This is a genomic window from Paracoccus sp. (in: a-proteobacteria), assembly GCF_032007265.1.
In the GTDB taxonomy this organism is placed as follows: domain Bacteria; phylum Pseudomonadota; class Alphaproteobacteria; order Rhodobacterales; family Rhodobacteraceae; genus Paracoccus.
The window spans coordinates 1-23962 of sequence record NZ_DALZMB010000064.1 but is presented as its reverse complement, the minus strand read 5'-3'; the positions used below and the strand labels follow the sequence as shown (position 1 = coordinate 23962).

Sequence of the window (23962 nt, the reverse complement as noted above, 5' to 3'; positions counted from 1 at the left end):
GAAGGTACCGCCGTCACTGCCTCAATTATGCCCGTTTTCCGGGTCTAGGATTAAGCATAACGCGAAAGTTGCCGCCGTGCTACAAGTGATTTTCAATTTCGCCCGATAACCTCAGGATGGTTTGACAAGCAGGCGGCACGGTTTTAGCAGTTTGCAATCGGTATATGTCTGTTTTGCCTTAGATTCGCCCCTTTTTTGGCGCCTGGCCGGGCCATGACCACCCCCAGCCCCCTCTTGGACCTCTGCCCCCTTCCTTCTTGGACCTTGGGCGATTACGTATCCACTGGGCTCTGACGAGGGGGAATTCATGATCTACCGTAATGGCAAGGACTGGCTGGGAGCCACGCAAAAGCGGGTGCTCTTTTTTGGCATGTCCGGCCTCGGCAAGACCTATCTCGCCACGATGCTGCGCAGCTCGGGGGAATGGTTTCACTATTCGATCGATTACCGCATCGGCACCCGCTATATGGGCGAGTTGATCGCGGATAACTTCAAGCGCGAGGCGATGAAGGTTCCGTTCCTGCGCGAACTGCTGATGTCGGATTCGGTCTATATTGGCTCGAATATCGCCTTCGAGAACCTTGCGCCCCTATCAACCTACTTGGGCAAGCCCGGCAGCCAGACCAAGGGCGGCCTGCCCTTTGACGAATATATGCGGCGCCAAAATCAGCATCGCAGCGCCGAGATCGCCGCACTTCTGGACACGAACCATTTCATCCAGCGCGCGCGCGACATCTATAACCTACAGAATTTCGTCTGCGATTCGGGGGGCTCGATCTGCGAGGTGGTCGACCCGCTTGACCCTGATGACCGGGTGCTGAATGCGCTGGAAAGCGATTTGCTGCTGGTCTGGATCAAGGGCTCGGACAGCCATACCGCGGAACTGGTGCGCCGTTTCGACCGCGCACCCAAGCCGATGTATTACCAGCCTCAGTTCCTGGACCGCGCCTGGACTGATTACCGAATCGAAAAGGGACTGACCGGCGATGAGGTCAATCCTGATGACTTCATCCGCTGGACCTATGCGCGCGCCCTGGCCCATCGCCAGCCGCGCTACGCCGCCATGGCCCAGCGTGGTGTCACACTGCTGGCCGAAGAAGTCGCCGATATCCGTACACCCGAGGATCTGAACCTGCTGATTGCTCGGGCCATCGACCGAAAGGAAAACTGATGCCGATTACGCTCCATGAAGACCTACCCGCCTACCGCATCCTGTCGGATGAGGGCGTTATGGTCATGTCGCCGGGGCGGGCCGCGATGCAGGATATCCGGCCGCTGCGGATCGGCCTGCTGAACCTGATGCCGAAGAAGATCCAGACCGAAAATCAGTTCGCGCGCCTGATCGGGGCGACGCCGCTGCAAATCGATCTGCATCTGATCCGCATGACCAATCACGAGACGAAGAACACCGCAGCCGACCATATGGCGGCCTTTTACCGCCCCTTTTCAGAGGTTGAGCAGTCGGGGCTGAAATTTGATGGCCTGATCATCACTGGCGCCCCGATCGAACATCTGGAATTCGAAGATGTGACCTATTGGGAAGAGTTGACGCGGGTGTTTGACTGGACCCAAAGCCATGTTCATTCGACCTTTGGCGTCTGCTGGGGCGGCATGGCGATGGCCTGGTATTTCAACGGCCTGAAAAAGCACATGCTGACGGAAAAGGCCTTTGGCTGCTTCCGCCATGAGAACCTTGCCCCGGCCAGCCATTATCTGCGTGGGTTTTCGGATGATGTGCTGGTTCCGGTCAGCCGCTGGACCGAGGTGCGCCAATCCGACATCGACAAGATCGACGGGCTGACCACATTGATCGCCTCGCAGCAGACCGGCCCCTGTCTGGTCGAGGATACCGGCCATCGCGCGCTTTATGTGTTCAACCATTTTGAATATGACAGCACGACGTTGAAAGACGAATACGACCGCGACGTCGCGTCAGGGAAACCAATCGAGGTTCCCGCGAATTACTATCCCGAGAATGACCCAAGCCGAACGCCGTCGAACCGTTGGCGCAGCCATGCCCACCTGCTTTACGGCAATTGGATCAACGAGATCTATCAGACCACGCATTTCGATATGGATCAAATCGGGAAAGGCTAAATATGGCCAAGGACAAGAAACTGCCAGAGCTGCCCTTCGTGGGCGAGATCACGCATTTTCTGGAAAAGGATGCGCCCAAAGAGATGCGAAAGCTGATCCGCAGCGCAGATCAAAAGGCCATCCTTGACCCGTCCTATCCCTATCCCGACGAGATGAAGGCCAAGGATTATGACGCGGTAATGGCCGCGCTTCAGGTCCAGCTGGTTCAGATGATGTATGACATCATCGCGACGGGAAAACGTCTGATCGTGCTGTTTGAGGGGCGCGATGCCGCCGGCAAGGGCGGCACGATCGAACGTCTACGCGAAAACCTGAACCCGCGTTCGGCCTTTATCGTGGCCCTGCCCAAACCCTCCGAGCGTGAGGCGGGTCAATGGTATTTCCAGCGCTATACGGATTGGCTGCCCGGTGCGGGCGAGATCGCGCTTTTCGACCGCAGCTGGTACAACCGCGGCATTATCGAGCGCGTCTTTGGCTTTTCATCGGATCCGCAACGTCAGTCCTTTTTTCGCCAGCTTCCCCCATACGAGGGAATGCTGGTGGATGACGGCATTATTCTGGTCAAGATCTGGCTGGATGTCGGGCGCGCCGAACAGCTTCGCCGCTTCTTGCAACGCGAAAGCGATCCGCTCAAACAGTGGAAACTCAGCCAGATGGATGTGCAAGGTTTAGCGAAATGGGATGATTACACCCATGCGATCCGTGACACGCTGACGCGCAGCCATACCAGCTTTGCGCCCTGGACCGTGATCCGCTCGGATGACAAGCGCCGCGCCAGGATCGCCGCCATCCAATCCGTCCTGCATGCGGTGGATTTTGCTGGCAGGGATCTGAATGTGATCGGCGCGCCCGATACGCGTATCTGTGGCGGCCCCGAGATGCTTCACGGCTAAGCCTGCTCAGCTTTACACGGCAAAATCACTGTCAAAGCCGTTTTTGACAAGGAATTGATGCCTTTGTCCCACGGCTCGCATCGCCGATCAGCAAAGCGGCTTGCGAGGTACGCATTGCGCGTTTAGCGTCCCCCCCTGAAAGCGCTTCACCCTGAAAGGCCCGGCTATGACCTTTTTCCGATCCACTGCCCTCTTGCTTGCCTTGTCGGTACCGGCCTATGCCGCTGATCCCGAGCTGACTGTTTTTGATTGGGCCGGTTTTGAGGAACCCTCGATTTTTCAGGGTTATATCGACAAAAATGGCCAATCACCGACCTATGCCTTTTACGGCGATGATGATGAGGCGTTCCAAAAGCTGGCCTCGGGCTTCAAGGCAGATGTCGCGCATCCCTGCAGCCAGATGGTCTCGAAATACCGTGACGCCGGGCTGATCGAGCCTTGGGACACGTCGAAGATCCCGGCGTTCGACACCATTGATGCCAAGTTCCTTGATTCCAAAGTGTTCAAGGATGACGAAGGCGTCTGGTATATTCCGGTGGATTGGGGCGCGGCGGCGGTTGCCTATAACAAGGACACCGTCCCTGCCGAGGATGTCTCGACCCTGCAGATTTTCGTTAATCCGAAATACCAGGGCCGGACGTCGCTGCCCGACAGCTCGGATGATGTCTGGGCCTTGGCCTATCTTGCGACCGGCACGACCAACTGGGAAGACGTCACCGACGAGCAGTTCCAAAAAGCCGCTGACTGGCTGCGCGAGGCCCATAAAAACGTCGCGGCCTATTGGGCCGATCCTTCGGAAGAGGCACAGTTGATGGCCTCGGGTGCGGTGGATGTGGCGTGGTCGTGGAACGACGTGCTGTCGCTGCTGCAAGCCGAAGGGTATCCGGTCGGCTTCCAGCGCGCCGCGACCGAGGGGTCCTCGACGTTCTTTTGTGGCTATGTGAACCTGAAAAACGGTCCGGGCAAAGAGGACAAAGCCTATGACTTCATCAACGCCTGGCTAGAGCCGCGCTCGGCCAAGGCGCTTTTGGACACGATCGGATATGGCCATACCTCGGATGTCGCCATGGAAACGATCAAGGATGAGCCCGCCGTGAAAGAGGGGCTGTCCGATATCGATGCCCCGATCCTGTCGCAGACGCCCAACTCTCCGGAACAGCGCGAGCGTCAGCTTGCTGAATTCGAAAAGATCAAAGCCGGTTTCTGATCGGCCCGAACCCATGGCCCGGCCCCGCGCTTTTCCGATTTGATCGGGCGGGGCGGGCCTTTTTCCTGTAAAGACCCCAGCGATTATGGACGCGCGCCCCATTCAAACCCTGCCTCTGACGCCACTGGCGGCAGTGACCATGCTCGTGGCCCTGGGCCTGGTGCATCCTTCCCCCCTTTGGGCGCAAACCCCCGAGGCTGGTTCGGATCTACTGGCGCATAGCAAGCTGGACCCAACGGCAAGCGGGCCGATCGTGGTCATAGGGGCGACAGGGCTTGGGGGGCCGAAGGCGCCCAATATCGACGCATCCGGCTATCCGACGATTGCCATTCCCTTTGCCAGTGGCAGCCTGCTGCATCCCAATGTCACCTATTGGTCGCCAGCAGGGTTTCGCCCTTTGACAATGGATATCTATACCCCGCCCCCATCCTTGCCCAAGCCTGCCTCGGGCTTTCCGATGCTGATGTTCATCCACGGCGGCGGTTGGAGCGCGGGCAGCGCGCAAAGCAGTGCCCCCATCGCGGATTTTCCGCGCCTGCTGGCCGATATTGCCGCCACGGGCTATGTCGTTACTTCGGTCAACTACCGCCTCAACGGCGAGGCGAAATGGCCTGCGCAAGGGCAAGACATCAAGGCCGCGATCCGCTTTTTGCGATCCAGCGCGCGTGATTACGGCATAGATCCGCAGCGCTTTGCGACTTGGGGCGTCTCGGCTGGGGCGCAGCTTTCGGCCACGGCCGCAACCACCTGTGGCCTGACCGAGCTGCAACCCGACAATCAGCTTTTGCCCAACCTGCCCCCCGCGGCCCCTGTGACCTCGCCCGATGGGCGCGTTGACAATGACGACTGCGTTCAAGCCGCCGTGGCCTGGTACGGCACCTATGACCTGAGCACGCTGACCGAGCAGGCCCGCCTGGCTGGGGCCATGTCACGTGAAGTGCCGACCGCGCCCGAGTGGAGACTTTTGGGCTGCATGGGCGAAGGTTGCGCGCAAAACAAGATCGCCTCGGCCAGCGCCATCCAGACGCTGACCAAAGAGGCTCCGCCGATGCTTTTGATCTCGGGCAGCGACGACAAGATCGTGCCCTCGACCCAGACCTTGGAATTCTCGGGCGCTTTGGCCGCCGAGGGCATCCCTCATGACGTCATGATCATCGAGGGCGTTGGGCATAATTTTGTGGGCAAGGATGCCTTTGCAACCCAGATCGCAACCCAAAGTGCTCTGGACCGCATGTTGGCTTTTCTGGCGCTGCATCTGAAACCTACCCCGACAAAATAGCGCCTTTTGCGCGGCCGACAGCAAGCTGGCGCGCGGCAAGCTTCACTGTCTGTCCTGCCCATTGGCTGCGCCATTAGCCAAGCGCATAAACACCTGGCCAGATTTCCCGCCAAGCCTTGCAGCCCGCAAGATCGCGCCCTATATTCAACCTGTTCGGGCTTGCTCGGACTATGGACATAAACGCGCATGTAATAAGCGGATCGGACCCGGGGGCGGTACCCGGCGACTCCACCAAAGCATCCTTCGTTGGGGGCAAATGGGGTCGAAATAGGATCGACGAACGTCTAAAGATGTATTGCTTTGTCCCGGTGAGCTACCACCGATATCGGTGCAAATTGTACAGTTGCCAACGACAACCGTGCTCCGGTCGCTCTGGCTGCGTAAGCAGTTCGAGTTACCGAAACTTAAGTCCTTACGCTTAGCCGTGTAAGGCGGGGCCCGCAGGAGCCTGGCAACAGAATCCTGCACCTTCCCCCCTATTGCTGTACTAGCTCTGGCTTTTGGTCGGTCAGCCGCCTATTTCTGCCCCATGCAGGAGAGCAGGAAGATGAATGATCTGACCCAGACCGATGCCGATGCCCTGATTGCCCGTTTGGGGCAAGAAGCGCGTGAGGCGGCGATGACCTTGGCCGAGACCACCGCCGAGCGTAAATACGCCGCGCTGGTTGGCGCGGCCCATGCACTGATCGCCGCTGAAGGCGCGATTATGGATGCCAACGCCGAAGACCTTGTCTTTGCCGAGGAAAAAGGCCTTTCGCCAGCCATGATCGACCGTCTGGTTCTGGACCCATCCCGTATTCGCGCCATGGCCGACGGCCTGCGCGCCGTGGCCGAACAGCCCGACCCCGTCGGTCGGTTGCTGGCCGAATGGGACCGCCCGAACGGGTTGCATATCCAGCGCGTCGCCACCCCGCTTGGCGTGATCGGCGTCATCTATGAAAGCCGGCCCAATGTCACCGCCGATGCCGCCGCCTTGGCGTTGAAATCAGGCAATGCGGTCATTTTGCGCGGCGGATCGGAAAGCATCAATTCGTCGATGGCGATCCATGCCTGCTTTGCCCAAGGGCTGCGTCAGGCCGGCCTGCCCGAAGCTGCGGTCCAGATGATCCCGACGCGCGATCGTCAGGCCGTCGGGGCGATGCTGCGCGCTCAGGGGCTGATCGATGTGATCGTTCCGCGTGGCGGCAAGGGCCTGGTCAGCCGGGTTCAGGCCGAAGCGCGCATTCCTGTCTTTGCCCATCTTGAGGGCATCTGCCACGTCTATGCCGATGGCGACGCCGATCTGGACAAGGCGCGGCGCGTGCTTTTGAACGCCAAGACCCGTCGGACCGGCGTATGCGGCTCGGCTGAATGTTTGCTGATCGACAGGGCATTTCTGGCCAAGCACGGGGATGTCTTGATCACAGACCTTCTCGCCGCTGGCGTCGAGGTCCGTGCCGAGGGCGAGCTGGCCAAAGTCCCAGGCACCACCCCTGCCCAGCCCGCAGATTTCGGCAAGGAATTTCTGGATATGATCATCGCAGCAAAGCTGGTCGATGGTGTCGATGGCGCGATCGAGCACATCCGCCGCTATAGCTCGGGCCATACGGAATCGATCCTGACCGAGAATGACGCAACCGCCGATCGCTTCTTCAAGCGCCTCGACAGCGCGATTTTGATGCGAAATGCCTCGACGCAATTCGCCGATGGCGGAGAGTTCGGCATGGGCGCCGAAATCGGAATTGCGACCGGAAAGATGCATGCGCGTGGCCCGGTAGGCGCCGAGCAGCTGACCAGCTTCAAATATCTGGTCACGGCGGATGGTGCGATCCGCGCCTAAGATCTACCTGCTTCTATTCAGGGCAGTTTCAACCGTCGCGACAAAATCGCGGCGGTTGTCATTTTGGGATTAGAACGAGATTTCACCACCGTTATCGTCGATTTCCCATTGAATGGGCCGGATCGACTGTCGGGCAAAAAGACCGAGCAGGCCGAAATGCACCTCGGATGCGGTCAGTTCGGGGCGCTGTTTGCCCTCGTCTTCACCTGTGTCCGAAAGCCATGCCCATAGCGCGTCATCGACTTTGACGCGCGCGGCCTCGGCCAGCAGGCGCCATCCGGTCGGACCGCGGCAAATCAACACCCGCCCACCCCAGGGCATGGCGGTCTCAAAGCACATAAGTGCCAATAGGATCATCCGACCCTCTGTGCGGGGCATATCCCCCGTTGCTTCGAAACGAATCCTTAAGCGGCCATTGCGGTCGAAGCTTTTCAGATGAGTTCCCAATTCATTGCAGCTGATTCGCTGATCCGCAACGGTATGGCCAAACGCCATGCGGAACAGCGTGATGCGATCGCGCGCTGAAGACACGCTATCGGAAATCAACTGCACCTCAGAGCTGCGCTGAATGCCTGGAAACTCGCCCGAGAGCTGCAGCAGCTCAACACCGTTTCCAATGGCTCCGAGGGGGGAAATCAAATCGTGACAAAGACGTGAACCGACCAGGGCTGCAAGTCGTTCAGGAAGCTCGGCATCCGATTGCTCTCTGACGCTCCTGGCTATCATTGTTTCGCTCTCCTTTTGCTTCTAAGTCTAAGTCAGTGGAAATGCGATCGGGAAAATGATGAACGAGATCCTTGAGCCGGGCATGTTAGTGCGCCACCCTCAGGCGCCGGACTGGGGGCTGGGACAGGTACAATCACGGATCGGAGATCGCATTACCGTCAACTTTGAAAATGTTGGGAAAAAGCTGATAGAAGGACAACGAGTCCAGTTGATCCTTGTTTCGGCAAACTCATAACAGCACATACGATTAGAGTTAATACAACCCTAACGTTAGTCAATCACAATGTTAATAAAATCAACGCGGGGATAGGGCTAAGGTTGAAAATGCAACAGAATACGACACTTAGCTTGCGACTCGCATTGGTTGGCTACGGAAATAGATGACCCCTGACACTTCATATTTCGAAACCCGTCTGGCGGTCAGCGAAAGCGATCTGCTGGGGGCGCAACGTCTGCGCTATCGTGTCTTTGTCGAAGAACTGGGCGCCGATGGTGCTATGGTCGACCACGAGGCACGGTTGGAGCGCGACGAATTCGACCCGGTCGTCGACCATCTGGTCTTAATCGATCGCCGTCGATCCGAGGCAGATCTGGAACATGTGGTCGGCGTCTATCGCCTGTTGCCGGGCGCGCGTGCCCAGGCCTTTGGTCGCTTTTACTGTGATGGCGAATATGACCTGACAAAGCTGCGCCAATCCGGCCGCCCCCTGCTTGAGCTGGGCCGATCCTGCGTCGATCCGGCCTATCGTGGCGGCTCGGGGATGTTTTTGATGTGGAACGCTCTGGCGGAATATGTGCTGAGCAATGGGATCGAGCTGCTATTCGGCGTCGCCTCGTTTCATGGCACAGACCCCCAGGCGCTGGCCCAGCCCCTCAGCTGGTTGAATGCCCATCATCTGGCCCCTGAAAACCTGCGCCCCGAGGCTTTGCCCGCAGGCTTTCAAAGCATGGATCTGTTGGCCGCCGAGGATATGGATCAACGCGCCGCCATGCTGGCGCTGCCGCCCCTGTTGAAGGCCTATCTGCGCATTGGCGGCACCGTCGGACATGGCGCCTATCTGGACCACGAATTCAACACCACCGATGTGATGCTGGTCGTCGACACCGAGGCCATGTCGGCCAAGCATCGCCGCTTTTATGACGGACGCTCGGCCAAGCCATGACCGATACCCCTCCTAGCCTTGCAACATGGCAAGGCGATGACGACATGCCCACGCCACCGCGCCCCACGGCCTTGGGCTGGCTGCTGATTGTGCTGCGTGGCACAGCGATTGCGGTGGTGCTGTTGCTGGGGGTGGCGCTGATCTTGCCGATGCGGCTGATCGAAAAGCTGTTCTCGGGGCCGCGTCGCCCAATCACCGGCCCCTGGGTGCAGCTTGTGTGCAAGATGTGTCTGTGGATCATCGGCCTGCACTGCAAACGCATTGGCACGCCGCTGAAGGGCGCAGGTGCGGTGGTCGCGAACCATTCCAGCTGGCTTGACATCTTTGTCTTTAACGCCGCGATGCCTGTGTTTTTCGTCTCAAAGGCCGAAGTTGCCACCTGGCCTGGCATCAATATCCTGACCCGTGTGACCGATACTCACTTCGTTACCCGCGACCCCAAGCTGGCGCGCCAACAGGCCGAGGAATTTGCCGAGCGCACGCGGGCGGGCCACAGGCTGTTGTTTTTCCCCGAAGGGACCAGCAGTGACGGGCGCCGCATCCTGCCCTTCAAGCCGACCCTGTTTCAGGGTTTTCTTGACCCAGCACTGCCCGAGGGCTTGGCCATTCAGCCGGTCACAGCCTGCTATCATGCGCCAAAGGGGCGTGATCCGCGCTTTTATGGCTGGTGGGGAAAGATGGATCTTGGCCCGCATCTGCTGGCGGTTCTTGCCCAACCCCGTCAGGGCCATGTCACCGTGATCCTGCACCCTCCGATCCCGGTCGCGGGACAGACGCGCAAGACGCTATCGGCGGCGGCCGAAACCGCCATTCATCAGGGCTTTCACGTTTAGGCCTGACGCCCGTCGGGACTATAGGCAGAAAGGCAATGGCGCAGGGAAACCTGCGCCATTTTGCCTTGCTGCGACGGGCTTACAGCGGCCAGATCAGCGGGATGACCAGACAGGCAGCAATGCCCGTCACCAGATCCAAGGGCAAGCCGACCCTGACGAAATCGCTAAAGCGATAGCCGCCGGGCCCATAGACCATCATATGAGTTTGATAGCCAATCGGCGTGGCAAAGGCGACCGAGGCCGAAAACATCACCGCCACCACATAGGCGCGCGGGTCATGCCCCAATTGCTGCGCCAATGCGATGGCGATCGGCGTCAAAATCACTGCAACCGCGTTATTGGACAGGATCTCGGTCATGGCCAGGCCCAGAAAATAGACGCAAACCAGCGTCATAAAGGGCGGCATTCCTGCCAGATAGGGCGCAACGCCGTCGACAATCGCCTTGACCGTGCCGGTATGTTCCAGCGCTTCGCCGATGGTCAGCATGGCGAAAATCATCGCCAAAAGACGGGCATCGACAAAGCCAAAGGCCTCGTCTGCATCCACACAGCGCGTGATCAGCAAGACGGCCGAGGCGACAAAGGCCAGCGCCATGATGGGTGCCACCTCAAGCGCGGCCAGCACGACGACCGCGACCAAAGCCAGAATGGCAATCGGCGCGCGATCACGGCGATAGGGCCGAGCCGAGGGGCGCGAGACGTCAACCAGATCCATATCCGAGGCCAGACGGGCGATGTCCTCGGGGGTGCCCTCCAGCAACAGCGTATCGCCCACACGCACCACCAGATCATCAAGCTGACGCCCGATATTCTGGCTGCGCCGATGTGCCGCCAAGACATAGACACCATAGCGGCGACGCAGGCGCATATCGCCCAAGCGCCGCCCGATCAAACGTGCCCCGGGCGAGATCAGCACCTCGACCGTCGATGTCGCAACCGAGCTCAGCTTATCGACCAGCCGCAAATCCTTGCTGCCCTGCATCTCTAGCAGATCAGCCATTTCGGTGCGCAAGACCACGCGGTCACCGGCCTGCAGTTCGACCCCGTTCATGTCACGGCGCAGCGAAGCATCCCCGCGCAGCACGTCGATCACCCGCACGGCCTCGCGCTTGAACAGGGGGGCGGTCAGGACTTCGGCACCGATCAGGCTGCTCCCCTCGGGGATTGCCACTTCGGTGAAATATTTCATCTCGCGACGCGAACCCAGAAAGCCGGCCAGCGAGCTGCGCTCGGGCAAAAGCTTGCGCCCGATCAGCGCGAAATAGGCAATGCCCGCCAAGGTGACGGCAATGCCCACGGGGGCGATGTCAAAAATGCCAAAGGGCTCCATCCCCTGCTTTTGCACCACGCCATCGACAAGCAGGTTGGTCGAGGTCCCGATCAACGAGATCATCCCGCCCATCAGCGTAAAATAACTTAGCGGCATCAATAGCTTGGATGGGGCGATATTGGCTTTGACGCCCACCTGAATCATGATCGGGATCATCACGGCCACCACGGGCGTGTTGTTCATCACCGATGATGCGATAATGACAAAGCCAAACAGCGCGCAAATCGTCAGGATCGGCTTGTCCGAGGCATGTGTCGAGACCAGCTCGGTCATCATCTCAAGCGCGCCGGTTCGCACCAGCCCGCCCATGATCAAAAACATGAAGGCGATGGTCCAGGGGGCCGAGTTCGACAACACCCCGACCGCACTATCCAGCGGCACAAGCCCCAAGACCAGCATGACCGCGGCCGAGGCCAGGGCCACGACCTCTGGTGGGTGCTTTTCAAGGACAAAAAGAACGAAGGTGATGGCGATAATCACCAATGCGGCGATGGTTCCCGCCATTCCAGTCAGTTCGAATCCGAACATGCTTTCTGTCCCTGATAAATTCCCCCATTCGGGGGCTGCTTCTTAAATCTATATAAAAGCTTAGGAAAAAGGGGCCTTGCCCCTTTCGGGACAAAGCCGAAGATCATGCAGGATTATTTAGGGGCGGGGGATTGCGATAGACGTCCACCGCGTCGGACCGCCTCGATCGATGTCGCCATGCCGGTGCGGTCATTGGTTGTCACCAGAACCCCGCAAAGCGTGGCCTCGCCTTCGGCGGGGGTAAAGCGCTCTCGGGTCATGCCGGTCAAAAAGCGGCGCATCGGTTCGGCTTTATCCATGCCGATGACGCTGTCGTAATCGCCGCACATGCCTGCATCGCTTAGATAGCCCGTCCCGCGCGGCAAAACCTGGGCATCTGCCGTCGGAACATGGGTGTGGGTGCCGACAACAAGGCTGGCGCGCCCGTCGCAATAATGGCCGATGGCCATTTTTTCGCTGGTTGCTTCGGCGTGAATATCCACCACAGCGGCCTGCACCATCCCGCCGGGCGGATGCGCGCGCAGCACGGTATCAAGCGCCGAGAACGGATCATCAAAGGGCCGCTTCATAAAGACCTGCCCCAAAACCTGCGTGACCAGCACCTTGCGGCCCTGTGTCGCCTCAAAGACCCGCGCCCCGCGTCCCGGTGCCTCGCGGGCAAAGTTCAATGGACGAATAATGCGCGGCTCGGATTCGATAAAGGACAGCATGTCCTTTTGATCGAAAGCGTGATCCCCAAGCGTGATGCAATCAGCGCCAGCCTCTAGCAGCAGCTTGGCATGCCCGCCGGTCAGTCCCATCCCGCCGCTGGCGTTCTCGCCGTTGACAATAGTGAAGTCTGCCCGAAGCTCTTGCTTCAGCGCCGCCAACTTCTCGATAATGGCATGACGTCCAGAACGTCCGACCACGTCGCCTAGATAGAGAATTTTCATTCCGACAGCCCTATGTCAAAGGCGAAAGCCGCTCAAGCCCCTCGATGCATCAAGGGGCTGGGGCGTGGATTGTTGTCACCCGATCCACACGCCGATGCCCAGCCCCGCCAAGGCGATCCCCGCCCCACAAAACAGCAAAGCAACCCGGCCCTGCCACGGTTTCGGCGCAGGCTCGGCCGGGGTGGCGCGCAGGAATGCGCCCAGACGGTTTTCGACCATCTCGGGAACCAAGGGACCAAATCGGCCCAAAGCCTGCACCACACGCAAGCCGTCGCGCAGCATCGCGCGTGGTCCCAGATTGTCCTTGATATAGCCCTCGACCACGGGGCGCGCGACCTGCCAGATGTTGATCTGAGGGTCCAGCGAGCGTGCCACCCCCTCGACGACGACCATGGTGCGTTGCAGCAAAATCAGCTCGGTCCGGGTCTGCATCCCGAAACGCTCGGTCACCTCAAAAAGATAGGCCAGAAGATTGGCCATCGAGATCTGGCTGGCATCCGCGCCAAAGATCGGCTCGCCCACAGCGCGCAGGGCACGCGAGAATTCGTTGCGGTCACGATCTGCAGGTACATAGCCTGCCTCGAAATGGACGCGCGCAACCATATCGTAATCGCGCCGGATAAAGCCCATCAGGATCTCGGCATAAATACGGCGGGTATAGGCGTCGATTTCCCCCATGATGCCGAAATCATAGATGATGATATCGCTATTGGCCGCGACTTTCAGGTTGCCCTGATGCATATCGCCGTGGAAATAGCCGTCGCGCAGGGCATGGGTCAGAAACATCTGCAAGACCCGCTGCCCCAAGGCCGCCGTATCCATCCCCGCAGCCTGCAATGCCGCGACATCGCCCATTGGCAATCCTTCGGCCCAGTCGCTGGTCAGGACCCGACGCCCGGTCATGCTCCAGGCGGGATGCGGAACGCTGATGCCCGGATCCTTAGAGGTTTTCATCGCAAATTCGGATGCCGAGGCGGCTTCTAGCCGAAGATCCAGCTCGCCGTTCACCACCGATTCGAAATGCCCGATCACATCGCGCGGACGCAAGCGCCGACTGGAGGGCAGAAGGATCTCCATGACCCCAGCTGCGAAATGAAAGGCATCAATATCGCGGCGAAAGGCGGCCTCGATGCCGGGGCGCAGAACCTTGACGGCAACCTCGCGGCCATTATCTGCGCGACGCGCACGATGGACCTGCGCAATCGAGGCCGCAGCCACTGGCGCCGAAAATTCGGAATAAAGCTCACTGACGGGTCGGCCGATCTCGGCCAAAATGGTTTGCTCGGCCTTCTCGGTCGGGAAAGGCGGCAGGCTGTCTTGCAACATGCGCAGCTGATCGGCCAATTCGATGCCCACGACATCGGGCCGCGTCGAAAGGATCTGACCGAATTTGATATAGGCCGGCCCCAGCGCGGTGATGGCGCGCGTCAGGGGCGGCAGATTGGGGTCACCCTTGTAGCCCAACCAGGCAAAGGGCCACCCCAGCAGCCGCGCCGCCAGACGCAGCCCCGCAGGGGCGTTCATTGCATCCAGCGCGACTTTCATCGCGCCTGTCCGCTCGAATGTCGCGCCTGTCCGGATCAGGCGCCAGATATTATGCGGTCCCCGCATCGGTTAAAGCTTCCAGCCGCTATGAAGTGCGGCAATCCCCATCGACAGATTGCGCCATTGCACGCGCCCAAAGCCTGCATTGCGGATCATGGTCGCGAAGGTTTCCTGATCGGGGAATTTGCGGATCGATTCGACCAGATACTGATAGCTGTCGCGATCCCCGGTCACCAAGCGCCCCATTTCCGGGATCACATTGAAGGAATAGCGGTCATAGGCCCATTGCAAGGCCGGAACCGGGATCTGGCTGAACTCCAGCACGACAAGACGCCCGCCCGGGCGCAACACGCGATGGGCTTCCTTCAGCGCATCCGGAATACGGGTGACGTTGCGGATGCCAAAGCTGATCGTATAGCGGTCAAAGCTGTTGTCGGGAAAAGGCAAAGCCATTGCATCGCCCGTCACCCAGGACAGGCGATCGGCATAGGTTCCGGCCTCGGCGCGCTTGCGTCCCTCAACCAGCATGCTTTCGGTCATGTCACAAACCGTGACCGATGCCCCCGATGCGCGCTGCAAAAAGCGAAATGCCACATCGCCTGTTCCGCCCGCCACATCCAAAAGCTTTTGGCCGTCGCGTGGGGCGAGCCAATCCATCAGGGCGGTTTTCCAAAGGCGATGGACGCCCGCGCTCATCAAATCGTTCATCACATCGTAACGCGATGCGACTGAGGAAAAGACGCTATGGACCAGCCCGGCCTTGTCATCCTCGGCGACGGTGCGAAATCCGAAATGGGTTTCCTTGCGGTCTGTCTCGTTCATCATGCTTGCCGTTCGCTGCTTTCGCGCCCAGTTAATGCAGAACTGCGCGCCGCACCATGCGACGAATGAGGAAAGAATGCCAGAACTGCCAGAAGTCGAAACCGTTCGCAGGGGTCTGCTGGACCATCTTGAGGGCCGCCAGATCATCCGCGCCGAGGCCCGTCGCCCGGATTTGCGCCGTCCCCTGCCCCCCGATCTGGTGCAGGTCCTGACTGGCGCCAGGGTCATCGCCTTGCGCCGGCGCTCGAAATATCTGCTGGCGGACCTTCAGGACCGCGGCACTTTATTGCTGCATCTGGGCATGTCGGGACGCTTGCTGGTCGAGGATAAAAGCATCGCAGGTTTTCACCGCGACCCAGCCATTTACCCGCGCCATGACCATGTCGTTTTGGAAAATGACCGCAATACCACCATCACCTTCAACGATGCGCGGCGATTCGGTATGGTGGATCTGATCCGTCCGGGCGCCGAGGAGGCGCTGTTTTCGGATCTGGGCCCCGAACCTTTGTCCGATGACTTCACGCCCGAGATATTGGCAAAAGCGCTTGCGGGACGGGCCACGCCGATCAAAGCCGCCCTACTGGATCAACGCATCGTTGCGGGGCTTGGCAATATCTATGTCTCGGAATCGCTGTCGCGGGCGGGCATTGATCCGCGCCGCGCCGCCGGACAGATCGACAAGGCTCGCATTCTCGATTTAACCGGACATATCAAAGACGTACTGACCGAGGCCATCGCGGCTGGCGGCTCGTCGCTTCGCGATCACCGTCAGGCATCGGGCGAGCTGGGCTATTTCCAGCACTCCTTCCGGGTCTATGGCCGCGAGGGAGAGCCCTGCCCGACGCCGGGCTGTTCGGGTCAGATTATGCGCATCAATCAGTCGGGCCGATCTAGCTTTTTCTGCCCGGTCTGTCAGCACTAGCGGGATGCGGTCGCGCCTGTTAGGAGTCGCGCCAGTTTTCGCGGCCCTGCCAGGCCGCACCCAGCGGCTGGTCTGATCCAGCCGAGCAATACGTGGAAAGGCAATGTCCCGATGGCATACCAGACCCTGACTGTTGAAATTGACGATTATATCGCTTTGATCCGGCTTAATCGCCCTGATGCCCTGAACGCGCTGAATTCAGAGCTGCTGAGCGAGCTGGGCGACGCGTTGGCCGAGGCCGACCGCAATGAAAAAGTTCGCTGCGTCGTAGTGACGGGCAGCGAAAAGGCCTTTGCGGCAGGTGCCGACATCCAAGAAATGTCGACCCTGTCCTATGGCGATGTCGTGTCCTCGGATCTGTTTGGCGCCGAGATCGAAAAAATCTTGCGCACCCGCAAGCCGATCATCGCGGCCGTTTCGGGCTATTGCCTGGGCGGCGGCTGCGAGCTGGCAATGGCCTGCGACTTTATCATCTGCGCCGAAACCGCAAAATTCGGCCAGCCCGAGATCAATCTGGGGGTGATTCCCGGTATTGGTGGCTCGCAGCGCCTGACCCGTTTCATTGGAAAATCCAAAGCGATGGATATGATCCTGACGGGGCGTTTCATGGATGCCACCGAGGCCGAACGTGCTGGCTTGGTCAGCCGCGTCGTCCCCGCTTCTAAACTGATTCCCGAGGCCCTTGCCGCCGCCAAAAAGATTGCCGAAAAGTCGATGCTGTCGGTATCTGTGGCCAAAGAATGCGTCAATCGCGCCTATGAAACCACATTGTCCGAAGGGATTCTCTTCGAACGCCGTTCTTTCGCCGGTCTTTTCTCAACCGAGGACCAGAAAGAGGGGATGGCTGCCTTCCTTGAGAAGCGCCAGCCCCAGTTCCGCGATAAATAAGCGGACAAATTCGGGTTTAGCCGCTGCCAGCTGGCAAAAACGGCCTCCCGGATGTTGACTTGCCACGGAGTCGGGCTTAGAAGCGCGGCTTCAGAGATTCACCCGAACCCAAATCGGAACCGCACACTTATGGCCAATACGCCCCAGTCACAGAAGCGCGCACGCCAGATCGAGCGCCGCACTGCCGTCAACACGGCTCGCCGTTCTCGCATCCGGACCTTCCTGCGCAAGGTTGAAGAAGCAATCACCTCGGGCGACGCCCAGGCGGCACGTCTTGCTCTTCAGACCGCTCAACCCGAACTGATGCGCGGCGTCACCAAGGGCGTTGTTCACAAGAACACCGCTTCGCGCAAAATTTCGCGCCTCGCAGCGCGCGTCAAGGCTCTCGCAGCAGCCTGATTGACGAAATCCGGCTTTGCCGGATCGCCATCGTAAGATCGTAGGGTGCGCTCATTTCGAGCGTGCCCTTTTTGACACCCCCGCGAAAAGAGTTAACGTAACCTATTGTTTTTGCCGTGTTTTTTAAAGTGTCGGCAAAATGTCACGCTCTGCTTAGATTCGTTCGGGCAAATAGACTGTCAAGCGTGAAGATAAGTTGCGACGCTACCGGGCTTGTTGCTAGCTTTAACTTTGCGATTCACGTCGTACCTGGGGGACATTGTCCTATTTGCCAGCCTGCCGCTGGCGCAGGACAGGCCAAGTTGCCGGATCAACGGTAACTGGTTATGAAACACGGCGGACCGGCTGCCATCGGTCTGACCAGTTTCCTGTCTGAACATCTTAGGCCACAGGATGGCCGGTAAGCGCCCCAGTTACGGGCGGCGCCTACGCATCCTGTATCCCATGATGTCCCCTTTGGTCTGGCGCGATTCGCGTCCCATTCGGAAACGTCCGGTGGGGTGGGGCCAAGAGAATGGATTTGGGCAAGATGGACAGAATCTGGGGGCAGGCACGTGCTGAACTTGAGCGAGTGGTCGGAACTGACAACTACGCAACCTGGATCGCGCCGCTGCGCCTTAGCCGGATTGAAGACGGCACGGCACTGATTGCCTGCCCGACGCGCTTTCTGTCGGATTGGGTCGCGCGCCATTACAACGCCGATATCCTGAATGCGCTGGATCATAGCGGCACCCCGGTGCAGCGCCTTGCCTTCGAGGTCATCGCCCAACAGCAGGCCGAGCGCCCGGCCGCCCCTGCCGTGCAGCGTGGCAGCGCCAATCCCTCGCGTGCCGCCATTCGCGGCGAAGATGAGCTGACCGCCCCCCTGGACAGCCGCTTTACCTTTGACAATTTCGTGGTCGGCAAGCCCAACGAGCTGGCCCATGCCGCAGCGCGCCGTGTGGCAGAAGGTGGCCCGGTCACCTTCAACCCCTTGTTTCTTTATGGCGGCGTCGGCCTGGGCAAGACCCACCTGATGCATGCGATCGCCCGCGAAATTCAGATGCGTCAGCCCGAATCGCGCGTGCTTTATCTTTCGGCCGAGCAGTTCATGTACCGTTTCGTGCAGGCGTTGCGCGACCGCTCGATCATGGATTTCAAGGAAATGTTCCGCACGGTTTCGGTGCTGATGGTCGATGACGTGCAATTCATCGCCGGCAAGGATTCCACGCAAGAAGAATTCTTCCATACGTTCAACGCTCTGGTCGATCAGGGCAAGCAGATCGTCATTTCGGCGGACCGCGCCCCCGGCGAGATCAAAGATATGGAAGAGCGGATCAAATCGCGCCTTTCTTGTGGTCTGATCGTCGATCTTCATCCGACTGACTACGAATTGCGCCTGTCGATTTTGCAATCCAAGACCGAACAATTCCGCATGACCCAATCGGATCTGGTCATGGCGCCGGGCGTGCTAGAGTTTCTGGCCCACCGCATCACCTCGAACGTGCGCGTCCTTGAAGGCGCGTTGCAGCGTCTTTTCGCTTTCGCCAGCCTGATGGGCCGCGAGATCACCCTGGATATGACGCAAGAATGCCTGACCGACATTCTGCGCTCGTCAGACCGCAAGGTCTCGATCGAGGAAATCCAGCGCAAAGTGGCTGAACATTATAACATTCGCCTGTCAGATATGATCGGCCCCAAGCGTGTGCGCACTGTTGCCCGCCCGCGCCAGATCGCCATGTATCTGTCCAAACAGATGACCTCGCGCAGCCTGCCTGAAATCGGGCGCCGCTTTGGTGGGCGCGATCATACGACGATCATGCACGGCGTCAAAAAGATCGAAGAGCTGCGCGGATCTGACCGCAGCATCGCCGAAGATCTGGATATGCTGCGCCGCCTGCTTGAAGCATAAGCCGGGCGGCTTGACCCCAGCCGCATTTCCATTGAAATTGCCGCAACCAGTAACGAGCCGCATGAACGGCCTGCGGACAGGGAACTGACCATGAAATTCTCGATCGAGCGCGCGATTCTAGTGAAAGCCGTCTCTCAGGCGCAATCTGTTGTCGAGCGGCGCAATACCATTCCGATCTTGGCAAACGTGCTGATCGAAACCACCGAAGATGGCGTCAGCTTTCGTGCCACCGATCTGGACACCGAGGTCGTAGACCGCGCCCCCGCCCAGGTCGAACGCCCCGGTGCCACCACCGTTTCCGCCAGCATGCTCAATGACATTGCCCGCAAACTGCCCGATGGTGCGCTGGTGGTGCTGACGCTTGAGCCGGAAACAGGCCGCCTGACCGTTCAGGCAGGGCGCTCGAACTTTAGCCTTGCGACATTGCCGCGCGAAGATTTTCCCGTGATGTCGACCAGCGAATATCCTGCGAATTTCAAGGCACCTGCCCCCGTGCTGCGTCGCCTGTTCGACAAGTCGAAATTCGCGATTTCGAATGAAGAAACCCGGTATTACCTCAACGGCGTCTATATGCATGTGGCCCAAACCGATGCTGGTCCGACGCTGCGTTGTGTCGCGACCGATGGCCACCGCCTTGCACGCATCGACGCGCCTTTGCCGGCTGGTGCCTCTGGGCTGCCGGGCGTGATCGTGCCGCGCAAGACCGTCAATGAATTGCGCAAGCTGTTGGATGATGACGAGGCCGAGATCGCTGTTTCGGTCAGCGAGACCAAAGTGCGCTTTGCCACCGCGACCCTGACGCTGACCTCTAAGGTCATCGACGGCACCTTCCCCGATTACACCCGCGTCATTCCATCAGGCAACACCCGCAAGCTTGAGGTGGATGCTGGCGATTTCGCCAAGGCGGTCGACCGCGTCGCCACCGTCTCTAGCGAACGCTCGCGCGCTGTGAAGCTGGCCTTGGACGAGGATCGGCTGGTGCTGTCGGTCAATGCCCCGGATTCGGGTGCAGCCGACGAAGAGCTATCGGTTGCCTATGCCGATGAGCCGCTGGAAATCGGCTTTAACGCCAAATATCTGCATGAAATCGCCAGCCAGATCGAGCGCGAGAATGCAGTCTTTCTGTTCAACGGCTCGGGCGATGCCGCGCTGATCCGCGAAGGCGGCGATGAATCGGCGGTCTATGTCGTCATGCCGATGCGCGTGTGACACTGAGCCAACTTGGACTGGCCCAGTTTCGAAGCTGGGCCAGGCTTGAGCTTGCCCCCGACGCGCGGCCCATGGCCTTTTATGGCCCCAATGGCGCGGGAAAAACCAATATTCTAGAAGCGATTTCAATGCTGTCTCCGGGCCGTGGTCTGCGGGGGGCACAGCCTGCCGATCAGGCACGTCAGGGCCCTGATGCGGGCTGGCGTATTCGCGCGCGCATTGGCGAATTTCAGGTGCAAACCGGCGCCCGTCCGGGGGCGAACCGGGATGTTCTGATCGATGAAAAGGCCGCGCCTCAGGTCGCATTGGGGCGTTTGATGCGCATCATCTGGCTGACCCCTGCCATGGACCGGCTTTGGACCGATGCCCCCGAACAGCGCCGCCGCTTTCTGGACCGGGTGACGCTTAGCTTTCAGCCTGACCATGCCGAGGCCGCGCTGACCTTTGACAAGGCCATGCGCGAGCGCAACCGCCTGCTGCGCGACCAGATCGCGGATGAGGGCTGGTATCGCGCGCTGGAAAGCCAGATGGCCACGGCGGGCGCTGCGATCACCCAAAACCGACAAGAGGCGATCCGCCGCATCCTCGCGGCCCAATCTGGGGCCACGACCGCATTCCCGGCGGCCAGTCTGGTGCTGCTGGCTGGCGAGGGGCATGCAGACGATGCAGATGCCGACCGCATGGCCGCGCGCTTTGCCGCCACGCGCGGGCGCGATTTGGCGGCGGGGCGAACCCTTAGCGGTCCCCATCGCGCGGATCTTGGTGCATTCTGGGGGCCTCAGGACATGCCTGCGGCCTTATCCTCGACCGGCGAGCAAAAGGCGCTGCTTTTGTCCTTGATCTTGGCCAATGCCCGCGCGCTTCATACCGAAGCGCCGGTGCTTTTGCTGGATGAGGTTGCGGCCCATCTGGACGCAGATCGCCGTGCCGCGCTTTATGATGAGATCGTGGCCCTTCCTGCGCAAAGTTTTCTGACCGGAACCGGCCCCGAGCTATTCGACGCCTTTGGCACACGCGCCCGCTTTTGGGCCGTCACCCGCGAGGGTGCCACCTCGCACGCCACAGAAACGGATCGCATATGAGCTTACCTCGTCAGCGCGTCACATTGATTACCCTAGGCACCCGCGACATGGCACGCGCCCGCGCATTCTATCAGGCATGGGGCTGGCAGGCGCATCCCTCTTCGGCCGAGGGCGTGACCTTTTATCAGATGAACGGCGCGGCTTTGGCCCTGTTCGGCCTGAACGATCTGGCCAAGGATCAGGGCCGCCCCGATGCCGCATTGGGAACAGGCGCGATCACATTGGCCCAGAACTGCGCCGATGACGCCGAAACCGATGCCGTCTTTGATGCGGCCCTTGCCGCAGGTGCCACGCTGCTCAAACGTCCCGAAAAGGTCTTTTGGGGCGGATATTCGGGCTATTTTTCCGACCCGGACGGCCATGTCTGGGAAATCGCCACCAATCCCTTTTGGCCGCTGGATCAGCAAGGCGCATTGACGCTGAGCTAAATGCAGGCGGAACGTCCAGGGCAAGGGAACGGCAATGGAATGGTCAGGCGAAGCAACCGTCATCCGCACGCGCAAACATGGCGAGAATGCCGTGATCCTGACCGCATTTGCACGCGATATCGGACTGATCTCGGGGATCTTGCCGGGGGGGGCCAGCGCCAAACGCGCGGCCATGATCCAGCCGGGCAGCCTGCTGGCGCTGCGCTGGCGCGCCCGGATCGAGGGGCAGTTGGGCACATTCTCTGCCGAACCATCGCGCGCGCGCCCCGGCCTGCTGGGGAATGCGCTGGCGCTGGACGGGGTGAATGCGGTGTCGGCGTTGATCGCCTTTGCCCTGCCAGAACATGACCCCCACCCTCGTTTGCACGAGGCGACTGATGCGCTTTTGGACCGCATGGATCAGGACATCCCTTGGGCACATGCCTATTTGGCATGGGAGCTGCTGATCTTGGACGAGCTGGGCTTTGGGCTTGATCTGGGGGCCTGCGCCGTCACCGGCACGCGCGAGGGGCTGGCCTTTGTCAGCCCGCGCACCGGCCGCGCCGTCAGCCGCGAAGGGGCTGGCCCCTGGATCGACCGTCTTTTGCCCCTGCCCCGGCTTTTGGGCGGCACGGGCAATGGTGGCATGGCGGATGCCTTTGCCCTGACAGGCCACTTTCTGCGCGCTCATCTGGCCGAAAGCCATGCCGCGCGACCGCTGCCCCCCGCAAGGGACAGGTTGATCGCGCGGCTTTTGTCACAGCACCCCGATTAGCCCGAGGCGACGGCAGCGATTAGCGCGACGCGGCGTCGACGGCTGCTGCGGTGGTGTTCACGGCTGCAGCGCCCGCCTCGACCATGCTGGCCGGACGGCCCGGCTCGAAGGTCAGATAGGTCGGGCCGGTGATTTTCAGCACGCCACCCTCATAGTTGATCCCGGTCGCGCTTTCGAGCGCTTGGAAATAGCGACCCTCAAGACCTTTATGCGCAGGGCAGGCCATGCGGGTCGAACCCAGCGGGCCGACCTGGAAGGCCGGCGGCACGGCATTTTGCTTGCCGGTATAGCTGTTGCAAGGGCCACGGCCCGAGATCGAACCATCAGGCGCAATCGTCAGCAGCACATCGCGCGTCGGCACTGCATCCGCACCGATGCCGACCAGAACGAAATCGCCGGTCGGAACCGCACCCGGCGCACCGGCCGTCGTGCCGGTCGGTTCACAAGCCGCAAGGCCAAGCGTGGCTGCAACAGCGGCGGAAAGGGCGAAAATGCGGTTCATCTATAGCTCCGTTAACTCTGAACTTCCCGCCTAACGCGCGGGCGCGTTGCACGTTCCCATGAAATAACGGAAATCTCCAGTTATCCCAGCAATCTGCGTGCAATCACCTGAGCCTGAATTTCTGCCGCGCCCTCGAAAATATTCAAAATGCGCGCGTCACACAGAACCCGGCTGATGGCATATTCCAGCGCAAAGCCGTTGCCACCGTGGATTTGCAGCGCATTATCCGCCGCAGCCCAGGCCACCCGAGCCCCCAAAAGCTTGGCCATGCCTGCCTCAAGATCGCAACGCCGATCGTGGTCTTTTTGCCACGCTGCGTAATAGGTCAACTGGCGCGCGATCATGATTTCGACCGCCATCATCACCAATTTGTCCGCCACACGCGGAAAATCGATCAAGGCCTTGCCGAACTGCTTGCGGTCCTGAGCATAGGTCATTCCCAGCTCTAAGGCCGATTGCGCCACGCCGATCGCCCGTGCGGCGGTTTGGATCCGTGCGCTTTCAAAGGTCTGCATCAGCTGCTTGAACCCCTGCCCCGCAACCCCGCCCAAAAGATTGTCGGCCTTGATTTTGAAACCATCAAAACCCAGCTCGTATTCCTTCATGCCGCGATAGCCCAGAACCTCGATCTCGCCGCCACTCATGCCCGGTGTTGGAAAGGGGTCGCTATCGGTGCCCGGTGTCTTTTCGGCCAGAAACATCGACAGGCCGCG

24 protein-coding genes and 1 other RNA gene are annotated in these 23962 nt (G+C 60.0%); 18 read left to right on the top strand and 7 right to left on the bottom strand.

Features of this window, described 5'->3' with window-relative positions:
- Positions 1-307: 307 nt before the first annotated feature.
- The 7 genes from RTS12_RS13535 (at position 308) to RTS12_RS13505 (ending at position 7295) form a co-directional block, all read left to right on the top strand.
- Positions 308-1171, top strand: coding sequence for an ATPase (locus RTS12_RS13535; RefSeq protein WP_312529402.1), 864 nt, complete (start codon positions 308-310; stop codon positions 1169-1171).
- Positions 1171-2097 (top strand): homoserine O-succinyltransferase, encoded by a 927-nt coding sequence (metA, locus tag RTS12_RS13530; protein ID WP_312529400.1) that lies wholly within the window; start codon positions 1171-1173, stop codon positions 2095-2097. The genes RTS12_RS13535 and metA overlap by 1 nt, the downstream gene beginning before the upstream one ends.
- Before the next feature lie 2 nt (positions 2098-2099).
- A complete protein-coding gene (gene ppk2, locus RTS12_RS13525) occupies positions 2100-2990 on the top strand; it encodes a polyphosphate kinase 2 (protein ID WP_312529398.1) in 891 nt (296 codons plus the stop codon).
- 166 nt (positions 2991-3156) lie between these two features.
- Complete coding sequence (locus RTS12_RS13520) at positions 3157-4197, top strand: ABC transporter substrate-binding protein (RefSeq protein ID WP_312529396.1); 1041 nt, start codon at positions 3157-3159, stop codon at positions 4195-4197.
- 85 nt (positions 4198-4282) lie between these two features.
- Complete coding sequence (locus RTS12_RS13515) at positions 4283-5476, top strand: alpha/beta hydrolase (RefSeq protein WP_312529394.1); 1194 nt, start codon at positions 4283-4285, stop codon at positions 5474-5476.
- Between the two features lie 112 nt (positions 5477-5588).
- Positions 5589-5945, top strand: a transfer-messenger RNA (tmRNA) gene (gene ssrA / locus RTS12_RS13510).
- Between the two features lie 78 nt (positions 5946-6023).
- The gene (locus RTS12_RS13505) at positions 6024-7295 is read left to right on the top strand and encodes a glutamate-5-semialdehyde dehydrogenase (protein ID WP_312529392.1); all 1272 of its coding nucleotides are present in this window, start codon (positions 6024-6026) and stop codon (positions 7293-7295) included.
- Between the two features lie 69 nt (positions 7296-7364).
- Here RTS12_RS13505 and RTS12_RS13500 read toward each other — a convergent pair whose 3' ends face one another.
- The gene (locus tag RTS12_RS13500) at positions 7365-8021 is read right to left on the bottom strand and encodes a histidine phosphotransferase family protein (protein ID WP_312529390.1); all 657 of its coding nucleotides are present in this window, start codon (positions 8019-8021) and stop codon (positions 7365-7367) included.
- 58 nt (positions 8022-8079) lie between these two features.
- Between RTS12_RS13500 and RTS12_RS13495 the strand changes: the two genes are divergently transcribed.
- The 3 genes from RTS12_RS13495 (at position 8080) to RTS12_RS13485 (ending at position 10017) form a co-directional block, all read left to right on the top strand.
- Positions 8080-8256 carry a DUF3553 domain-containing protein gene (locus tag RTS12_RS13495; protein WP_312529389.1) on the top strand — a complete coding sequence of 59 codons (177 nt, stop codon included), beginning with the start codon at positions 8080-8082 and terminating at the stop codon, positions 8254-8256.
- Between the two features lie 145 nt (positions 8257-8401).
- Positions 8402-9184, top strand: coding sequence for a GNAT family N-acyltransferase (locus tag RTS12_RS13490; RefSeq protein WP_312529388.1), 783 nt, complete (start codon positions 8402-8404; stop codon positions 9182-9184).
- A gap of 44 nt (positions 9185-9228) precedes the next feature.
- Entirely contained in the window at positions 9229-10017 is a 789-nt protein-coding gene (locus RTS12_RS13485) for a lysophospholipid acyltransferase family protein (RefSeq protein WP_312529386.1), read from the top strand.
- 79 nt (positions 10018-10096) lie between these two features.
- On the opposite strand, the gene RTS12_RS13480 is transcribed toward RTS12_RS13485, so the two are convergent.
- The 4 genes from RTS12_RS13480 to ubiE form a co-directional block, all read right to left on the bottom strand.
- Complete coding sequence (locus tag RTS12_RS13480; RefSeq protein ID WP_312529384.1) at positions 10097-11875, bottom strand: SLC13 family permease; 1779 nt, start codon at positions 11873-11875, stop codon at positions 10097-10099.
- 113 nt (positions 11876-11988) lie between these two features.
- The gene (locus tag RTS12_RS13475; protein WP_312529382.1) at positions 11989-12807 is read right to left on the bottom strand and encodes a TIGR00282 family metallophosphoesterase; all 819 of its coding nucleotides are present in this window, start codon (positions 12805-12807) and stop codon (positions 11989-11991) included.
- A 75-nt stretch (positions 12808-12882) separates the two neighbouring features.
- The gene (gene ubiB, locus RTS12_RS13470; protein ID WP_312529381.1) at positions 12883-14418 is read right to left on the bottom strand and encodes a 2-polyprenylphenol 6-hydroxylase; all 1536 of its coding nucleotides are present in this window, start codon (positions 14416-14418) and stop codon (positions 12883-12885) included.
- Positions 14419-14421: 3 nt separating this feature from the next.
- Positions 14422-15174 carry a bifunctional demethylmenaquinone methyltransferase/2-methoxy-6-polyprenyl-1,4-benzoquinol methylase UbiE gene (gene ubiE / locus RTS12_RS13465; protein ID WP_312529380.1) on the bottom strand — a complete coding sequence of 251 codons (753 nt, stop codon included), beginning with the start codon at positions 15172-15174 and terminating at the stop codon, positions 14422-14424.
- A 76-nt stretch (positions 15175-15250) separates the two neighbouring features.
- Between ubiE and mutM the strand changes: the two genes are divergently transcribed.
- From mutM to recO, 8 genes are all read left to right on the top strand, one after another.
- A complete protein-coding gene (gene mutM / locus RTS12_RS13460) occupies positions 15251-16096 on the top strand; it encodes a bifunctional DNA-formamidopyrimidine glycosylase/DNA-(apurinic or apyrimidinic site) lyase (RefSeq protein WP_312529379.1) in 846 nt (281 codons plus the stop codon).
- Between the two features lie 111 nt (positions 16097-16207).
- Positions 16208-16984 (top strand): enoyl-CoA hydratase, encoded by a 777-nt coding sequence (locus RTS12_RS13455; RefSeq protein ID WP_312529377.1) that lies wholly within the window; start codon positions 16208-16210, stop codon positions 16982-16984.
- Positions 16985-17113: 129 nt separating this feature from the next.
- A complete protein-coding gene (gene rpsT, locus RTS12_RS13450) occupies positions 17114-17383 on the top strand; it encodes a 30S ribosomal protein S20 (RefSeq protein WP_312529375.1) in 270 nt (89 codons plus the stop codon).
- A gap of 529 nt (positions 17384-17912) precedes the next feature.
- On the top strand, positions 17913-19274 hold the full coding sequence (gene dnaA, locus RTS12_RS13445) for a chromosomal replication initiator protein DnaA (protein WP_312529373.1): 1362 nt from the start codon (positions 17913-17915) through the stop codon (positions 19272-19274).
- A 90-nt stretch (positions 19275-19364) separates the two neighbouring features.
- The gene (gene dnaN, locus RTS12_RS13440) at positions 19365-20483 is read left to right on the top strand and encodes a DNA polymerase III subunit beta (RefSeq protein WP_312529371.1); all 1119 of its coding nucleotides are present in this window, start codon (positions 19365-19367) and stop codon (positions 20481-20483) included.
- Positions 20480-21565, top strand: a complete 1086-nt coding sequence (gene recF, locus RTS12_RS13435) for a DNA replication/repair protein RecF (RefSeq protein ID WP_312529369.1) — start codon at positions 20480-20482, stop codon at positions 21563-21565. Before dnaN ends, recF begins: the two co-directional genes overlap by 4 nt.
- Positions 21562-21993, top strand: coding sequence for a VOC family protein (locus RTS12_RS13430; RefSeq protein WP_312529367.1), 432 nt, complete (start codon positions 21562-21564; stop codon positions 21991-21993). Before recF ends, RTS12_RS13430 begins: the two co-directional genes overlap by 4 nt.
- A gap of 34 nt (positions 21994-22027) precedes the next feature.
- Positions 22028-22747, top strand: coding sequence for a DNA repair protein RecO (gene recO, locus RTS12_RS13425; RefSeq protein ID WP_312529364.1), 720 nt, complete (start codon positions 22028-22030; stop codon positions 22745-22747).
- Between the two features lie 19 nt (positions 22748-22766).
- Here recO and RTS12_RS13420 read toward each other — a convergent pair whose 3' ends face one another.
- Positions 22767-23249, bottom strand: a complete 483-nt coding sequence (locus RTS12_RS13420) for an META domain-containing protein (RefSeq protein ID WP_312529362.1) — start codon at positions 23247-23249, stop codon at positions 22767-22769.
- Positions 23250-23329: 80 nt separating this feature from the next.
- A partial coding sequence (locus RTS12_RS13415) for an acyl-CoA dehydrogenase (RefSeq protein ID WP_312529359.1) occupies positions 23330-23962 on the bottom strand: 633 nt, incomplete at its 5' end.